Origin of the sequence: Klebsiella sp. HC6, assembly GCF_022605325.1 — a bacterium.
In the GTDB taxonomy this organism is placed as follows: Bacteria; Pseudomonadota; Gammaproteobacteria; order Enterobacterales; family Enterobacteriaceae; genus Klebsiella; species Klebsiella terrigena.
On the sequence record NZ_CP093276.1, the window covers coordinates 2,851,942 to 2,867,849 of the forward strand.

A 15,908-nucleotide genomic window follows, 5' to 3' on the forward strand; every position below is an offset into this window, starting at 1 on the left:
CTAATAGTTATCTTTTAATTAATCTATTATTTAAACTATAAGTATCTTAAGGGTCTTTAAGGGTCTTTAAGTTAAAACTCATCCAGCTATATCTTGGTCTCCACGTAAGTAGAAACCGTCATAGTAGCTGTAGCTTTTCTTCAGGCCCATCACCCCCTGAAGTGCTTAGTCGGTCCTTTGAGAAGGAGTCGCTGTTAGTTAAAGTGTGCAGTCATGGACGTCTCAACGTCGTGGTGTCATGGCTACGGAAAGTTGTTATGCTGGTTGGCTGTGGAAGATTGTTTAACTGTCTCCCTATAGTGCGGCCTGATTCCAAGTGCTTGACTCAATGTAAAAACCATGAGTGAAATTCCCGTAGACTCCACCCGAAAGGATGCGATGAGTTACGGTTAAAGGAATGCTGATTGTCAGCAGTGCTAGCTGCGCCAGCGTGAAGTGTACACAGGGACAGTGAGTATCATCACTAGCACAGCTAGCATCATAAAATTAATTTCTCACCGTCTCCCTATAGTGTGCCCTAATTCAAAGTGCTTGACTTTACTGGATAAACTCACCGGACAACGCCACCTGAAGCGCGTCTCTGAGCCTGCCGATTGCGTGGCCCTTACCGTACAGGTCAAACGTTATCGACTGGCTGCTATGACCTAGTACTCCCTGAGCGTCTACCAGCGCCACTCCACGGCCTTTAAGACGTGAAGCAAGCCAATGCCTAAGGCTATGCAGTGAAACGTTTTGGACATCACCGAGGGCCTCTCTGACTACCTTCCTGTTAAACCAGTGGGAATATGCGGCAGGCGTCATCCCGAATAGCGGGGCGTCGGTATCACAGTCAACTCTACTGACCCACTCAAGGAACTCCTCCACATCGAAGCCAATCGCCTTACTCGTGGTCAGAGGCACAAGGCGCACCGAGTGTTTATTCTTAACGGATTTATGATGGCCGTTCTCGTTAATATCAATACAGGTAATCCCGTCAATCGTTACAATGTCACGTTTGGTCAGGTGAGCTATCTCCGCTGCCCGCGCTCCAGTCACTACAGACAGCATCGCGGCCCACTTGCGGGTAACACTGTCGGAGCTGTCTACATGGCCCACCTGTTCCAGTAAGGCCGCCACCTCGTCATCTGTGAATGCCCGGCGCTTGGACTCCGCATCCTTGGTCAGCTTCAGGCGCTCTATGGGGTTCCTGCCGTTTGGTAACTGCTTATTCATAAGACCATAGTCAATCGCCATCTTTGACTTGGTGAGCAACTTGTTGATTGTCGAATAGGCAAGGCCATCAGCTACCATAGCGTCCCGGACGCCCAGCCACTCCGCACGATTCATGATATCCATCCCATCCGGGATGTAACGCAAGACAGAGCCCAGAGATGCCCGCAGGTCCGCATAACTGGACTTCTTGAGTGATAGCGCCTTCTCGGCTAGCACTGAATCCGTCAGCCTGTTGAAATCTACAGGGTCATCGCCTTGCTCAACTTTCAGAATCGACACAGCGTCACTTAAAGTTGACTCGTTTGTGTGGTTATTATCATCGTAATCATTACTATTGGGACCAGAGGGTCGGCCAGAGGCCACGAACTCAAGGAGGCCAGAAGCGTCCCCGTAATCAACCCTGCGCTGTCCTGCCGTCAGCACCTTCAAGGCTTCCGCTATGTATGCCTGCTGCTCGACTGTGAGCCGCTCCCTTGCTGCTATATGGCGAAGATTCGCCTTAGCGTCCTCTAATACAGCCACCTCAACGCCATTCCAGTAGTCGTCCGTTGGTTCTGTGAGTAACCCCTCGGCGATGGTCATCAGGTGCTCTCTCAGCTCCTTGGCGGATACTTCGGGCTTATCCAGAAGGAATGCCTTAGCGGCTGCTGCTAGTTCATTCTGACGCATTACAGCGGTGCTCCTGATAGTGGTTCGCGTTGACAGGCTGATTAGTGGGACGGTATGCCCTACCATACGGAAGCGCACAGTATATCGCCCAGACTTCCTCCTGACCAGTTGAGGGCGCGCTAATTGCGACATGGCCAGATACCCTAGTTGTGTCACCCTTGTGTCACCCTTGAGATGTGACGCTGGGTTTAAACTTTTGGTATCAACAGATAGGGACAGACAGGGAAGTGAATTGTTATGCTGGTAATATGAATATGAATGCATAAAGTAGCCCATTGATTGAATAAGGTCACATAGCGTTTAGCTATGCGCTCCCTCTCTGGGCCTTCGTTTAGTTAGTTCCACAGGAACTTGATCGGCACGTCCAGCTTATCCTTGCCGCGTACGCCGTCGCGCAGGGCGGTCATTTCCGGCCCGCGCGCGATGGCGTCGGTCCAGCTAAAGCAGGAGATGGCGGTTTTCACCGGGTTAGTCAGCACCGGCAGCCGCTCGATGGTGATGGTATAGGTTGATTCGCGCGCGCCGCTGTTGCCGCCGCTAATCCCGACGTTGCCGGTCAGAATCGGCAGCATGGCGATGGCCCTGGCGGCCAGCTCGCCGTTGGCCTGGCGCTGCGGCCCCCAGCCCTGACAAATACAGGCCGGCCTGGTGCTGCCGATCTCTCGCGCCAGCTTGACGATGCGGTCGGCAGGAATGCCGCAAATCCGCGACGCCCACTGCGGCGTTTTAGCGGTTCCATCATTTCCTTCGCCAAGGATCCAGGCCTTATAATGGCTGTTTGCCGGCGCGCCTGCGGGCAGCGTTTTTTCGTCGTAGCCTACGCAATAGGTATCAAGGAACGACTGGTCGACAAGGTTTTCCGTTATCAGCACCCAGGCGATGCCGGCCACCAGCGCCGCGTCGGTGCCGGGGCGAATGGGGATCCACTCGTCTTCGCGGCCGGCGGCGGTGTCGGTATAGCGCGGATCGATAACGATCATTCTGGCGTTGGAGCGCTCGCGAGCCTGTTCGAGATAATAGGTTATCCCGCCGCCGCTCATGCGGGTTTCCGCCGGGTTATTGCCGAACATCACCACCAGCCTGCTGTTTTCGATGTCGGAGGTGCTGTTGCCCTCGTTGCTGCCGTAGGTGTAGGGCATGGCACAGGCAATTTGGGCGGTGCTGTAGGTTCCGTACTGGTTTAAAGAGCCGCCGTAGCAGTTCATCAGGCGGGTTACCGGGGAAGCGGAGGGCGACGAGCGGGTCATGTTGCCGCCGACGATCCCGGAGGAGTAGTTGATGTAAACCGCTTCGTTACCGTACTCTTTAACGATCCGCTGCAGGCTGCTCGCCAGAGTGTCCAGCGCTTCGTCCCAGCTGATGCGGGCAAACTTTCCTTCGCCGCGCTTACCGACTCGTTTCATCGGATAGTTCAGGCGGTCAGGGTGGTTGATCCGCCGGCGGATAGAGCGGCCGCGCAGGCACGCCCGCACCTGGTGATCGCCATAAATATCCTGCCCGGTGTTATCGGTCTCAACCCATACCACTTCGTCGTCGCGCACGTGCAGACGCAGCGCGCAGCGGCTGCCGCAGTTCACCGAGCAGGCTCCCCACACCACCCGTTCTTCGCCCTGGGTGGCCTGCTGAACGGCCGCCGCCGCGCCGCGCAGGCTAAACGGCAGCGACACTGCGCCGGCCGCTAACGCCAGTGAACCGATCGCTGAGGATTTAATTAGCGCGCGACGGCTGAGGCCGCCGTCATATTCCGGATAAGACATTACTCACTCCCTGATTGTTATTATGATGACATTCCGCCGGGTTCTGCATTCGAGCGGATGGGAGAGTCATAATACTTATATAGAGGTAGATGAATATTATCCCTGGTCAACCCAGGGATAATATCCTTCACTTGAAGCCGGGGCGGGGTTACTGCGCTTCGCTGTCGCTGTCGGTGCCGGCGCTGCGGGTATAGGTGATTTTAAAGGTGTCGTTGGCGCAGTGTCCGACAACCTGGGCGCCGGGCTGGTCAGGCTGGTCGCTGGGGACGATGCTCAGGCTAAAGCCCGTCGCCGGCACGCCGTTATTGATAATTTTCTGCTGAATATCGTTTTTTACCCGTTCGCAGGAATCCGGTGCGGCAAGCGCTGATGCCGAACCCAGCAGCAGAGCCGCGCATAGCAAGGGGGATATTTTCATCATAAACTCCTTATTGACGTCATCCAGATTTAAGCATAGCAGAACTGGTGTAAACAATTGTATTTGCTAATATGATTGCATAGGTTCACAGAAGGAATCGGCCGTGAATAAACTGTTTTTACTGGTTTTAGCGACCATGGCGCTAAGCGCCTGCGATAATCAATCCGCGCCGCAGGCCTTTACGCCAGAAATGGCGAGTTTCTCCAACGAGTTTGAATTTGACCCGCTGCGTGGCCCGGTGAAAGATTTCAGCCAGACGCTGCTCGATGAGCATGATGAAGTGGTGAAACAGGTCAGCGGGCGATTATCCAGCGAGGGCTGCTTCGATCTGCTGGCTTTCCAGGATCGCGAAAATAACACCGGCGCCACGCTGCTGCTCGACGCGAACTACTATCTCGATGCGCAAACGCGTGAAAAGCGCCTGCGCCTGCAGGGAAAGTGTCAGCTTGCCGAAATGCCGTCGGCGGGAGTGAGCTGGGAAACGGATGATAACGGCTTTGTGGTGACCGCCCGCGGCAAAGAGACCACGGCCAGCTACCGCTATGATGACGAAGGCTATCCGCTAGGCAAAACCACCACCGCCAAAGACGAACGCTTTACGGTGGTCTCAACGCCGGCGGCCGATCCGCGTAGAAAACTGGACTACACGGCGGTGAGCACCTTTAACGATCGCGAGCTAGGCAGCGTGCGGCAGACCTGCGACTACGACAGTCACGACAACCCGGTGAAGTGCGAGCTGCAGGTTATCGATGAAAGCGTGCAGCCGCCGTTAACCCGCCGCTACACCATCAAAAATAGCATCGAATACTACTGAGCCGTTGGCTTCAGCAGCGTCGGGCCCTGCGGGCGGTGTTCGCTAAGGTACTGATGCTGGAACAGGCACATCCGAATAGTATTGCGGTATTCGCCGTTAATGAAAAACTCGTGAATGAGCTCGCCCTCCACCATAAACCCAAGCTTGCGGTAGATGTGGATCGCTTTTTCATTTTCGCTGTCGACGATGAGGTACAGCTTATAGAGGTTGAGTACGGTAAAGCCGTAGTCCATCGCCAGCTTAGCGGCGCGGGTCGCGAGACCTCGCCCCTGATAGTCCGGGGAGATAATAATCTGAAACTCGGCGCGGCGGTGGACGTGGTTAATCTCAACCAGCTCGACCAGACCGGCTTTTTCCCCGTCGCACTCAATCACAAACCGGCGCTCGCTCTGATCGTGAATATGCTTGTCATAGAGGTCCGAGAGCTCGACAAAGGCCTCATACGGCTCTTCAAACCAGTAGCGCATGACGCTGGCGTTGTTATCGAGCTGGTGAACAAAACGGAGATCTTCGCGCTCTAGCGGGCGCAGCTTGACGGTATGAGCGTCAGTCATGGGAGTTCCTGTGCAGCAATGCTGGCGATAATAATGAATTATGGCGCCCGCAGGCGCCATGCGTGACGGGTTACGGTGCTACCGCGCGCCCGGTGCGGCGATCGAGGCAGCGCAGGGTGTTTGGCTCCCAGTACGCGTTGACGTTCGCGCTTTTCTGGCAGTTATCCTGGGCATCAAAAGCGACGTCGGCCTTATCCCATTCTTTCTCGGTGCGGGTGTTGACCTTATGGCGTAAAGAGCGGGTATCGTTCCACTGCTCTTTTTCCATGGCGGCGTGCTGGCGGCTCTGCGCGCTATCGCCGGATTCGATCACCAGCGTGTCGGTTTTAGCAAAAGACGAGGCGGTGAAGGCCGCGGCGCTTAGCGCCAGCATGGCGGTCAGGCACCAGCGTTTGTTCAGTGTCATTTTCATCACGGTTTCCTTTGAGTGATAAAAAGGGTTAGCCCTTAATATGAGTTTACTACATCTCTTTTCTACGGCATACCCGGCAAAAGGAAGTGGGAGCGCGGCAATTATCGCGTAGAATGCCGCCACTCTCTGCGCTATTTACGTATCTTTAATGCTCAAAACCACGCTGCTCTTTTTTGCCACCGCCCTGTGCGAAATCCTCGGCTGCTATTTACCCTGGCTCTGGCTAAAGCGGGGCGCCACGCCGCTGCTGCTTCTGCCCGCCGTACTCGCGCTGGCGATGTTCGTCTGGCTGCTGACCCTGCACCCGGCGGCGAGCGGGCGCGTTTACGCCGCCTACGGCGGAGTCTACGTCTGCACCGCGCTGCTGTGGCTGCGCTTTGTTGACGGCGTTAAGCTCAGCCACTACGACTGGGCCGGCGCGGTTATTGCGCTGTGCGGGATGCTCATTATCATCGCCGGCTGGGGCCGCGCCTAGCTAACCTTACGGGCGCAGCGCAGACGATGCGTCGGTCACGCGGCATCGCGCCTGTTTTCACCTCTGTTTATCGCTTTTCTTCAGCCAGCGGCCGCGCGTCGGGCCCGGACATTAATGTGACCAATGGCATCTTTTTCGATCATTATACTTGTATGGTAGTAGGTCTGGTGATTTAATTTTATTCACTAACCGCAGAGATGTAAGGAATAGAAAAAGATGAAGATCGTTGCCGCTGAAGTTTTCGTCACCTGTCCCGGACGTAACTTTGTCACCCTAAAAATCACCACCGATGACGGCATCGTCGGGCTGGGAGATGCCACCTTAAACGGTCGCGAGCTGTCCGTCGCATCGTACCTGCAGGATCACCTCTGCCCGCAGCTTATCGGCCGCGATGCGCAGCGTATCGAAGATATCTGGCAGTTCTTCTACAAGGGAGCCTACTGGCGCCGCGGGCCGGTGACCATGTCGGCTATCTCCGCCGTCGATATGGCCCTGTGGGATATTAAAGCGAAGGCGGCGGGGATGCCTCTGTATCAGCTGCTGGGCGGAGCATCCCGTGACGGGGTGATGGTTTACTGCCACACCACGGGCCACTCCATTGACGAAGTGCTGGATGACTACGCTCGCCACAAAGAGATGGGCTTTAAGGCCATCCGCGTGCAGTGCGGTATTCCGGGAATGAAGACCACCTACGGGATGGCAAAAGGTAAAGGGCAGGCCTACGAGCCGGCGACCAAGGGCCTGTGGCCGGAAGAGCAGCTGTGGTCGACGGAGAAGTATCTTGATTTTACCCCGCAGCTGTTCGCCGCCGTGCGCGAAAGATTTGGCTTCAATGAACACCTGTTACATGACATGCACCATCGCCTGACGCCGATCGAGGCCGCGCGCTTTGGCAAGAGCATCGAGGAGTATCGTCTGTTCTGGATGGAGGACCCGACTCCGGCAGAAAATCAGGAGTGCTTCCGTCTGATCCGCCAGCACACCGTGACCCCCATTGCGGTCGGGGAAGTCTTTAACAGCATCTGGGACTGCAAGCAGCTGATAGAGGAGCAGCTGATTGACTATATCCGCACCACCGTGACCCACGCCGGCGGGATCACCGGCATGCGCCGTATCGCCGATTTTGCCTCGCTTTATCAGGTGCGCACCGGCTCGCACGGCCCGTCCGACCTGTCGCCGGTCTGCATGGCGGCGGCGCTACACTTTGATCTGTGGGTGCCGAACTTCGGTGTCCAGGAGTACATGGGCTACTCCGAGCAGATGCTCGACGTTTTCCCGCATAGCTGGACGTTCGATAACGGCTATATGCACCCTGGCGAAAAGCCGGGGCTGGGCATTGAGTTTGACGAGAAGCTGGCGGCGAAATATCCCTACGACCCGGCCTGCCTGCCGGTGGCGCGGTTAGAAGATGGCACCTTGTGGAACTGGTAAGGAGAACAAAATGAAAAGTATCGTTATCCGCCAGCCCAATGAGCTGGTGATTGAAGAGCGCGCGCTGCCGGAGCCTGCCGCGGGGGAAGTTCGGGTCAAGGTGCAGCTGGCGGGAATATGCGGTTCGGATAGCCATATCTATCGCGGCCACAACCCCTTTGCAAAATACCCGCGCGTTATCGGCCATGAGTTTTTCGGCACTATCGATGCCGTTGGCGCCGATGTGACGGATAAAGCCATAGGTCAGCGGGTGTGCGTGGATCCGGTTATCAGCTGCGGACGCTGCTATCCCTGCTCGGTCGGCAAACCGAACGTCTGCACCTCGTTGGTGGTTATCGGCGTGCACCGGGACGGCGGCTTCAGCGAGTATGCGGTGGTACCGGCGAAAAACGCCTGGCGGGTGCCGGACAGCGTTCCGGACCGGCATGCGGTGATGGTTGAACCCTTCACTATCGCCGCCAACGTGACCGGGCAAGTGACGCCGACCGAGCAGGACGTGGCGCTGGTTTACGGTGCCGGCCCGATGGGCTTAACCACCATCCAGGTTCTTAAGCAGGTGTACAAAGTCGGCCAGGTGATTGTGGTTGACCGAATCGATGAACGTCTGCAAATGGCCAAACGCAACGGTGCCGACCGCACGATCAATAACGGCGAGCACTCATTAGCCGAGGTGTTAGAGGTGAAGCCGACGCTGATTATCGACGCCGCCTGCCACCCGACAATATTACAGGAGGCGGTAACGCTGGCTTCACCGGCGGCCAGAATTGTCCTGATGGGATTCTCTACCGAGCCGTCACAGGTGGCGCAGCAGGGGATTACTGGTAAAGAGCTGTCGATATTTTCCTCGCGGCTTAACGCCAATAAATTCCCGATTGTTTTGCGCTGGCTGGAACAGGGGCTCATTAATCCGGAAATGTTAATTACCCATGCCTTTGACTATCAACAGGTCGCTGAGGCAATTGAGCTGTTTGAAAATGACCGCAAGAGTTGCTGTAAGGTTTTATTAACCTTCTGACAGCCAATACAACGCCAGACTCTATATCCTACACAATTAGAGATTATAAAGATGACGACAGTAAAGAATGAGAGAACAACCTCCGATCTCATCCGCGCGGCTGTATCCGGTTGGTTAGGTACCGCGCTGGAGTTTATGGATTTCCAGCTTTATTCTTTAGGCGCCGCGCTGGTATTCCATGAAATATTCTTCCCCGAACAGTCTGCGGCGATGGCGCTGATTTTAGCCATGGGGACCTACGGCGCCGGATATATTGCCCGCATCGTCGGGGCGTTTATTTTCGGCAGAATGGGCGATAGCATCGGCCGCAAGAAGGTTCTTTTTATTACCATCACCATGATGGGCATCTGTACGACGCTGATCGGCGTTTTGCCCACCTATGCGCAGGTGGGGATCCTTGCGCCGGTGCTGCTGGTCACCCTGCGCGTGATTCAGGGGCTGGGCGCCGGAGCGGAAATATCCGGGGCCGGTACGATGCTGGCAGAATATGCGCCGAAAGGTAAGCGCGGGATTATCTCCTCGCTGGTGGCGATGGGAACCAACTGCGGCACCCTCAGCGCTACGGCAATCTGGGCGGTGATGTTCTTCCTGCTCGACCGCGAGCAGCTGGTGGCGTGGGGCTGGCGCGTTCCGTTCCTTGCCAGCGTGGTGGTGATGATCTTCGCCATCTGGCTGCGCTTGAACCTCAAAGAAAGCCCGGTATTTGAAAAAGTCGCCGAGGGCGGCAGTCGGCAGAGCGCCGCCAGCAGCCAGGAGAATAGCTTTGGCGCGATGCTGAAGAGTAAATCATTCTGGCTGGCAACCGGCCTGCGCTTCGGCCAGGCGGGCAACTCGGGGCTGATTCAAACCTTCCTTGCGGGCTATCTGGTGCAAACCCTGCTGTTTGATAAAGCAATCCCGACAGATGCGTTAATGATTAGCTCGGCGATCGGTTTTATCACTATTCCGCTGCTGGGCTGGCTTTCAGATAAAGTAGGGCGGCGCACGCCGTATATTATCGTCAATATCTCGGCGATTATTTTAGCCTATCCGATGCTGGCGATTATCATGGATAAAAGCCACAGCGTGAGCACCATTATGGCCTCGTTGGTTGTTATTCATAACGTGGCGGTGCTGGGCCTGTTTGCGCTGGAAAATATTACGATGGCCGAGCTATTTGGATCGCGCAATCGCTTCACCCGCATGGCTATCTCAAAAGAGATGGGGGGGCTGGTTGCCGTGGGTTTCGGCCCGGTGCTGGCGGGCATTTTCTGTAATATGACCGACTCGTGGCTGCCGGTAGTGGTGATGCTGGTGAGTTATTCGGTTATCGGCCTGCTTGCCGCACTCCTGATGCCGGAAGTGCGCGACCGCGACCTGAGCCTGGCAAACGATGCCGCCGATACGGTTCCGCTGCCTAAAGACGAAAAATCCGGTCAGTATATTTAAATAACAGCCTATAGTTCGGCGCTATTATTTTCTGGTTTTATATCTGAAAAGTGATTATTGATATTAACCATGGCCTCCCGGTCGCAGAACGCACTTCGCCTAAGGCTAATTTGACCTGTGGGTACTGAACTTTGGCTTCCGGGAGTACAAGCGCTATTCCGAACAGATGCTCGACGTTTTTCCCCGTAGTTAAACCTTAGATAATGGCTATACGCAGCCTGGTGACATCCGGGCTGAGTAATAAGTTTGACGAGTGCTGAGGGCAAAATACCCGTCCGATCCGGACTGTCTACCGGTTGCCCGGAGAGGAGACGGTACCCTGGGGAACGGGTAAGCATAATGTGTACGCACGAAAGATGTTGATTAACTCAATACCCTATAAAAGGTAAAAAACCTATGGTTGGTTCAGTCGAAGTTAAAAGTGGTGTAGGTAATAAACCTATTATTCGCCGAGTGGCCTCTGCATCTGCAATTGGGACCGCTGCAGAATATTATGACTTTTTTGCATACGGAACGGCAGCAGTACTCTTTTTTGGACATCTATTTTTTCCAAGTGACGATCCTTTAATTAGTACTCTTGCTGCTTTTGCAACATATGCAGTTGGTTTCTTAGCGCGGCCATTAGGTGGGATTGTTTTTGGTCATATCGGCGATAAGGTTGGCCGTAAAAAAGCGCTGGTGATTACTATATTAATTGTAGGGTTAGGTACGTTTTGTATTGGGCTGTTACCAACGTATGAAAAAATTGGTATTTGGGCTCCAGCATTGCTTATCTTTATTCGTGTGTTACAAGGCTTTGGTGTTGGTGGTGAGCAGGCCGGTGCGGTATTGATGACAGCTGAATATTCTGAACCAAAGCATCGTGGATTCTTCTCCAGTTGGGTTCAAATCGGTGCACCAGTTGGTTTTCTGCTTCCATTAGCTCTGTTTGCATTATTGAATGCCACGCTCTCTCCAGAGGCGATGATGGACTACGGGTGGCGTATACCGTTCCTGTTAAGTCTGCTACTGGTTATTGTAGGGTTGTTTATTCGTTTAAAAATTGATGAATCGCCAGTGTTCGCTCAAATTCGTGAGACCAAGGCTGAAGAATCTCGCCCATTGGTTGAAGTTATTCGTGATTTCCCCGGAATTGTTGTAAAGGGGGTGTGCGCAAAATTGATCGAAGCGTGTACATTCGCGATGTTTACAGTCATTGTTTTGGCCTATGGTAAGGCAAATAATCTTGATGCTAATATTTTGATGGAAGCAATGATTGTTGCTGTAATAATAGAAATTATTGCAATACCGCTGATGGGATCGCTATGTGATAAAATCGGGCGCAAACCAGTTTATATTATTGGAGCGTTGATTCAAGTTATTATGATCGTTCCATTCTTCCTTGCTATTAATCAGGATAGTTTCTGGCTTACGCAGTTAGTGATGATTTTGGTTCTGAGCGTAGGGCACAGTATGTGTTATGCCCCACAGGCATCATATTTCCCTGAACTGTTCCCGACCCATATTCGTTGTAGCGGTATTGCATTGATTTGGCAGATGGGATCTCTTATTGGTAGCGGGATCCTTGGCCTGGTGGCGGTGAAGATTCTGCAAGTTACAGGTGGCCATTATTACGGACTTGCAACCTATGTCATTGTTTTGGGTGTTATCTCAATAATTGGCTTACTTATGATGCCAGAAACTGCACCACAGCGGCTCAAGCGTGAATACCAGCAGTGGCAAAAACACTAATAATCCCTGGCGGCTTCAATGCCGCCAAAACCTCCCCGCGTGGTACATAACTTCAAAATGATGTCATACCAATACTGCAAAACTTAATTCAAATCAAAACATACAACCATACAGGCGTTACTCTGAGACAGTCCTGATTTCATTTATAAGTAGGTTATATAATGCAAAACAAGCTATTGGTGGCAAAGGCTGCACTTCCTGACTACGATCGTACAAAACTGATTTCCCGTATCGTTCACCTCGGTTTCGGCGCCTTTCACCGCGCGCACCAGGCGGTCTATGCCGATATTCTGGCCGCGGAACACGGCAGCGACTGGGGATATACCGAAGTAAACCTGATTGGCGGCGAGCAGCAAATTGCCGATCTGCAGCAGCAGGACCTGCTGTATACCGTCGCTGAAATGTCGGCGGATGCCTGGACCGCTCGGGTGGTCGGCGTCGTGAAGCAGGCGATGCATGCGCAGGTTGCAGGGCTGGAAAGCGTGCTGGCAAAAATGTGTGAACCGCAGGTGGCGATTGTTTCGCTGACCATCACGGAAAAGGGCTACTGCCATTCACCGGCCACCGGTAGGCTGCAGCTGGATCATCCGCTGATTGTCGCCGATGTCCAAAACCCGCATCAGCCGAAGTCTGCGCCCGGCGTTATCGTGGAAGCGCTGGCGCGTCGTAAAGCCGCCGGTTTACCGGCATTCAGCGTGATGTCCTGCGACAATATGCCGGAAAACGGCCACGTATTGCGCAACGTAGTCTGCGCCCTGGCGCGGGCTATCGATAGCGAGCTTGCCGACTGGATCGCCGCTAACGTGACCTTCCCGTCAACGATGGTCGATCGCATCGTTCCGGCAGTGACCCCTGCGACCCTGGATAAAATCGAACAGCTGACCGGCGTGCGCGATCCGGCCGGCGTCGCCTGCGAGCCGTTCCGTCAGTGGGTCATTGAGGATAATTTTGTCGCCGGACGCCCGGAATGGGAAAAGGCGGGCGCCGAGCTGGTGGCCGACGTTGTGCCGTTTGAAGAGATGAAGCTGCGCATGCTCAACGGTAGCCACTCCTTCCTCGCTTATCTCGGCTACCTTGCCGGGTATCAGCACATTAACGACTGTATGCAGGACGAGAACTATCTTCGCGCCGCCCGCAGCCTGATGCTCAACGAACAGGCGCCGACGCTGAAAGTGCAGGGCGTTGATCTGGCTCGCTACGCCGGGCTGCTGATCGAACGCTATAGCAATCCGGCGCTTCAGCACCGGACGTGGCAGATTGCGATGGACGGCAGCCAGAAGCTGCCGCAGAGAATGCTGGATTCGGTGCGCTGGCATCTGGCGCAGCGGAGCGATTTTAGCCTGCTGGCGCTGGGCGTAGCCGGCTGGATGCGCTACGTCAGCGGCGTCGACGACCGGGGCGAGGCGATTGAGATTTGCGACCCGCTGCTGCCGGTGATTCAGCAGGCCGTGCGCGCGAGCGCCGATGGCGAAGCGCGGGTGAACGCGCTGCTCGGTATCGAGGCTATCTTTGGCGCCAGCCTGGCGCAGGATCCGCGCTTTGTCGATGCGGTGACTCAGGCCTATCTCTCGCTGCAGCGCCGGGGGGCTAAGGCGACCGTTGCGGCCTGGGCGCTGGCGCAGTAATCTCGCTTCAATGCCGCCGGCTCCGGCGGCATTAACCCGGCTTTGGCGAACGGCGTTCGCCAGCGCGTCTTGCCCATACGTCATTCCGCCGATCTTCACTTTTTCTGCAATAAATATGATCGAGACCATTGAATATACATAACTATAGCTATCCACAGATAAATAAATATATGCGGTGTTTGTTTTAATGGCTTATGTATTTATTAGGCCGATTGTTTGTTCTCCATTTAGAATGTTTATGGCATAGTGAGGCCTCTGAAATGCACTTCCTCGGGAAAAAGGAGAGCGGGCTATGTACAAAAAAATTTTATTGCCTGTAGATGTTTTTGAAATGGATTTAAGCGATAAGGCGGTACGTCACGCTGAATTTTTAGCCTCAGCGGAAAACGGCGAAATTACGTTATTAAACGTCCTGCCAAACAGCGGTCGTTCTATTCTGCGCGGTTTTGCAGCCGATATTCATAAATTCGAAGCTTTTATGAAAGAGGAATCGGAGAAAAAAATGAAGTCCCTCTCGCGTCTGTTTTCAATTCCGCCAGAGCGTCTTCATACCCGGGTCGTGTTTGGCAACGTGCGTGATGAAATATTAGCTATCAGCAATAGCGATGAGTATGACGTGATTGTTGTCGGCTCGCGCAAACCGGGTATTTCCAACCATCTGCTGGGCTCTAACGCCGAGTCTATTTTACGCTACGCTAAAATACCGGTGCTGGTGGTTCGATAACGGCCCGGTCTGCATCTTTCGCGGCAGGAGAGTGCGCCTGCCGCTAGCGCAACTACTCCTCGCTAAACCAGTCGCGGTTTTCCTGGCGAATTAATAGTACCGACTCGCTTATTTCGTGCAGGTGCAGATGCATCGCCGCGTCTACCGCATCGGCATCGCGATTTTCCAGCGCCTTGAAAATTTGGTGATGCTGACGCAGCAGCATTTCCGGCGAGCTGATGTGATCGAGACTCATATAGCGCACCCGGTCAATCGTCGCCTTAATATTCTCCACGGTGTCCCAGGCAAGCTGGCAGTCGGCAATGAGCGACAGCTTCTGATGAAACTCATCGTCAAGCTGGAAGAAATCATTGAGCTGCTGGCGTTCAACCGCCGTGCGCTGCTGATTAAGATTTTGCTCAAGCTGATAAATTTGCTCGCTGTTGACCATCCCCGCCGCCCGACGAACCACCGCGCACTCGATGGCCTGGCGCACGAAGCAGCCGTTGCGGACCTGCGAAAGGGATATTTTATTGACGTAGCTGCCGCGCTGCGGACGGATTTGGATCAGGCCATTTTCCGCCAGCTTAATAAACGCCTCGCGCACCGGCTGACGGGAAACGTCAAAGCGCACGGAGACTTCCTTTTCAGACAGCGGCGTGCCGGGTGGGATCAGACAATGGACGATATCCCGGCGGAGGATCCGATAAATCTGCTGATTTACCGGCTGTGTTGGATTGAGCTGTGATTCTGCGGCCATTGATGGTTACTTTTTAATGGATTATGTGCGCTATTTTACGCGTTTTTTGCCTTTGCGCCCATACCCGGCCCGCAGGCCGGGCAAGGGGATTAGCCCTGGCGGTGCACGCTGAGGCCGGCGAAGCTTTGGCTAACCGGCATCATTTCCAGGGTATTAATATTGACGTGTTTCGGCAGGTTGGCGACCCACCATACGGCTTCCGTGACGTCGTCTGGCGTCAGCGCCTGGGTATTTTCGTAGGCTTTGCCGGCTTTCGCGTCGTCGCCTTTAAAGCGGACGTTGGAAAACTCGGTGCCGCCCACCAGCCCTGGCTCGATGTCGGTGACGCGAATCGCCGTGCCGTGCAGGTCGGTACGCAGGTTGAGGCTAAACTGACGCACGAAGGCTTTGGTCGCCCCGTAGACGTTACCGCCCGCGTAGGGCCAGTTTCCGGCGGTTGAGCCGATATTGATAATATGGCCGCGGTTGCGCTCAACCATCCCCGGCAGCACGGCGCGGGTCATATAGACCAGCCCCTTGTTGTTGGTATCGATCATGTCTTCCCAGTCTTCAACGCTGGCCTTGTGCGCAGGCTCCAGCCCCAGCGCCAGACCGGCGTTATTGACCAGCACGTCGATGGCCTGCCATTGCGCAGGCAGGCCGGCCATCATCTCTTCGATGGCCGCGCGATTACGGACGTCGAGCTGGGCCGTATAAATGCCGTCACCAAGCTCGTCTTTCAGCGTTTGCAGACGTTCTTCACGACGTCCGGTGGCGATCACTTTATGCCCATTCTCGACAAAGCGGCGGGTCATACTCTCACCAAAACCTGCAGTTGCTCCGGTAACCAGGATAATCATCTTACTGTTCCTCAACGCTTTTGTGTCGTTATACCATAGCATGCGTTAACGCGGACCGGTAACGG

The 15,908-nt window shown here is 54.6% G+C and carries 14 protein-coding genes and 2 pseudogenes; 9 read left to right on the forward strand and 7 right to left on the reverse strand.

The window, feature by feature from the left end:
* Window positions 1-537: 537 nt before the first annotated feature.
* The 3 genes and pseudogenes from MMW58_RS13880 to MMW58_RS13890 all read right to left on the reverse strand — a co-directional run bounded on the left by MMW58_RS13880 (window position 538) and on the right by MMW58_RS13890 (window position 4,056).
* A complete protein-coding gene (locus tag MMW58_RS13880; protein ID WP_117095514.1) occupies window positions 538-1,881 on the reverse strand; it encodes a site-specific integrase in 1,344 nt (447 codons plus the stop codon).
* A gap of 338 nt (window positions 1,882-2,219) precedes the next feature.
* Window positions 2,220-3,638: pseudogene (locus MMW58_RS13885) on the reverse strand (molybdopterin-dependent oxidoreductase); the annotation flags it as partial.
* 148 nt (window positions 3,639-3,786) lie between these two features.
* Window positions 3,787-4,056 (reverse strand): DUF1161 domain-containing protein, encoded by a 270-nt coding sequence (locus tag MMW58_RS13890; protein ID WP_241723725.1) that lies wholly within the window; start codon window positions 4,054-4,056, stop codon window positions 3,787-3,789.
* A 136-nt stretch (window positions 4,057-4,192) separates the two neighbouring features.
* Here MMW58_RS13890 and MMW58_RS13895 point away from each other — a divergent pair, with 136 nt between their 5' ends.
* Window positions 4,193-4,870, forward strand: coding sequence for a YnfC family lipoprotein (locus MMW58_RS13895; RefSeq protein WP_371823011.1), 678 nt, complete (start codon window positions 4,193-4,195; stop codon window positions 4,868-4,870).
* On the opposite strand, the gene speG is transcribed toward MMW58_RS13895, so the two are convergent.
* Entirely contained in the window at window positions 4,864-5,424 is a 561-nt protein-coding gene (speG, locus tag MMW58_RS13900) for a spermidine N1-acetyltransferase (RefSeq protein ID WP_041145744.1), read from the reverse strand. The two genes, MMW58_RS13895 and speG, sit on opposite strands and share 7 nt — an antisense overlap.
* A gap of 70 nt (window positions 5,425-5,494) precedes the next feature.
* Entirely contained in the window at window positions 5,495-5,836 is a 342-nt protein-coding gene (locus MMW58_RS13905; protein WP_133599636.1) for a DUF1283 family protein, read from the reverse strand.
* Window positions 5,837-5,984: 148 nt separating this feature from the next.
* Here MMW58_RS13905 and MMW58_RS13910 point away from each other — a divergent pair, with 148 nt between their 5' ends.
* The 8 genes and pseudogenes from MMW58_RS13910 (at window position 5,985) to MMW58_RS13945 (ending at window position 14,265) form a co-directional block, all read left to right on the forward strand.
* Window positions 5,985-6,311, forward strand: coding sequence for a YnfA family protein (locus MMW58_RS13910; protein ID WP_241723614.1), 327 nt, complete (start codon window positions 5,985-5,987; stop codon window positions 6,309-6,311).
* 216 nt (window positions 6,312-6,527) lie between these two features.
* Complete coding sequence (manD, locus tag MMW58_RS13915) at window positions 6,528-7,742, forward strand: D-mannonate dehydratase ManD (protein WP_045858379.1); 1,215 nt, start codon at window positions 6,528-6,530, stop codon at window positions 7,740-7,742.
* A gap of 10 nt (window positions 7,743-7,752) precedes the next feature.
* Entirely contained in the window at window positions 7,753-8,757 is a 1,005-nt protein-coding gene (locus MMW58_RS13920; RefSeq protein WP_159236939.1) for a Zn-dependent oxidoreductase, read from the forward strand.
* A gap of 51 nt (window positions 8,758-8,808) precedes the next feature.
* Window positions 8,809-10,185 (forward strand): MFS transporter, encoded by a 1,377-nt coding sequence (locus tag MMW58_RS13925; protein WP_241723615.1) that lies wholly within the window; start codon window positions 8,809-8,811, stop codon window positions 10,183-10,185.
* 109 nt (window positions 10,186-10,294) lie between these two features.
* A pseudogene (locus MMW58_RS13930) lies at window positions 10,295-10,519 on the forward strand (bifunctional D-altronate/D-mannonate dehydratase); the annotation flags it as partial.
* 62 nt (window positions 10,520-10,581) lie between these two features.
* Window positions 10,582-11,916, forward strand: coding sequence for an MFS transporter (locus tag MMW58_RS13935; RefSeq protein ID WP_241723616.1), 1,335 nt, complete (start codon window positions 10,582-10,584; stop codon window positions 11,914-11,916).
* 161 nt (window positions 11,917-12,077) lie between these two features.
* Window positions 12,078-13,541 carry a mannitol dehydrogenase family protein gene (locus MMW58_RS13940; protein WP_241723617.1) on the forward strand — a complete coding sequence of 488 codons (1,464 nt, stop codon included), beginning with the start codon at window positions 12,078-12,080 and terminating at the stop codon, window positions 13,539-13,541.
* 292 nt (window positions 13,542-13,833) lie between these two features.
* Entirely contained in the window at window positions 13,834-14,265 is a 432-nt protein-coding gene (locus MMW58_RS13945) for a universal stress protein (RefSeq protein ID WP_241723618.1), read from the forward strand.
* Window positions 14,266-14,317: 52 nt separating this feature from the next.
* Here the strand turns inward: MMW58_RS13945 and MMW58_RS13950 are convergent, their stop codons facing one another.
* On the reverse strand, window positions 14,318-15,004 hold the full coding sequence (locus MMW58_RS13950; RefSeq protein WP_041145734.1) for a GntR family transcriptional regulator: 687 nt from the start codon (window positions 15,002-15,004) through the stop codon (window positions 14,318-14,320).
* Window positions 15,005-15,093: 89 nt separating this feature from the next.
* The gene (gene ydfG, locus MMW58_RS13955; RefSeq protein WP_045858366.1) at window positions 15,094-15,843 is read right to left on the reverse strand and encodes a bifunctional NADP-dependent 3-hydroxy acid dehydrogenase/3-hydroxypropionate dehydrogenase YdfG; all 750 of its coding nucleotides are present in this window, start codon (window positions 15,841-15,843) and stop codon (window positions 15,094-15,096) included.
* Window positions 15,844-15,908 lie beyond the last annotated feature (65 nt).

Bases quoted from the DNA above. Each gene is read 5' to 3' on its own strand.
- MMW58_RS13880 (WP_117095514.1), bottom strand. From the start codon at position 1,881: ATGCGTCAGAATGAACTAGCAGCAGCCGCTAAGGCATTCCTTCTGGAT.
- MMW58_RS13890 (WP_241723725.1), bottom strand. From the start codon at position 4,056: ATGAAAATATCCCCCTTGCTATGCGCGGCTCTGCTGCTGGGTTCGGCA.
- MMW58_RS13895 (WP_371823011.1), top strand. From the start codon at position 4,193: ATGGCGCTAAGCGCCTGCGATAATCAATCCGCGCCGCAGGCCTTTACG.
- speG (WP_041145744.1), bottom strand. From the start codon at position 5,424: ATGACTGACGCTCATACCGTCAAGCTGCGCCCGCTAGAGCGCGAAGAT.
- MMW58_RS13905 (WP_133599636.1), bottom strand. From the start codon at position 5,836: ATGAAAATGACACTGAACAAACGCTGGTGCCTGACCGCCATGCTGGCG.
- MMW58_RS13910 (WP_241723614.1), top strand. From the start codon at position 5,985: ATGCTCAAAACCACGCTGCTCTTTTTTGCCACCGCCCTGTGCGAAATC.
- manD (WP_045858379.1), top strand. From the start codon at position 6,528: ATGAAGATCGTTGCCGCTGAAGTTTTCGTCACCTGTCCCGGACGTAAC.
- MMW58_RS13920 (WP_159236939.1), top strand. From the start codon at position 7,753: ATGAAAAGTATCGTTATCCGCCAGCCCAATGAGCTGGTGATTGAAGAG.
- MMW58_RS13925 (WP_241723615.1), top strand. From the start codon at position 8,809: ATGACGACAGTAAAGAATGAGAGAACAACCTCCGATCTCATCCGCGCG.
- MMW58_RS13935 (WP_241723616.1), top strand. From the start codon at position 10,582: ATGGTTGGTTCAGTCGAAGTTAAAAGTGGTGTAGGTAATAAACCTATT.
- MMW58_RS13940 (WP_241723617.1), top strand. From the start codon at position 12,078: ATGCAAAACAAGCTATTGGTGGCAAAGGCTGCACTTCCTGACTACGAT.
- MMW58_RS13945 (WP_241723618.1), top strand. From the start codon at position 13,834: ATGTACAAAAAAATTTTATTGCCTGTAGATGTTTTTGAAATGGATTTA.
- MMW58_RS13950 (WP_041145734.1), bottom strand. From the start codon at position 15,004: ATGGCCGCAGAATCACAGCTCAATCCAACACAGCCGGTAAATCAGCAG.
- ydfG (WP_045858366.1), bottom strand. From the start codon at position 15,843: ATGATTATCCTGGTTACCGGAGCAACTGCAGGTTTTGGTGAGAGTATG.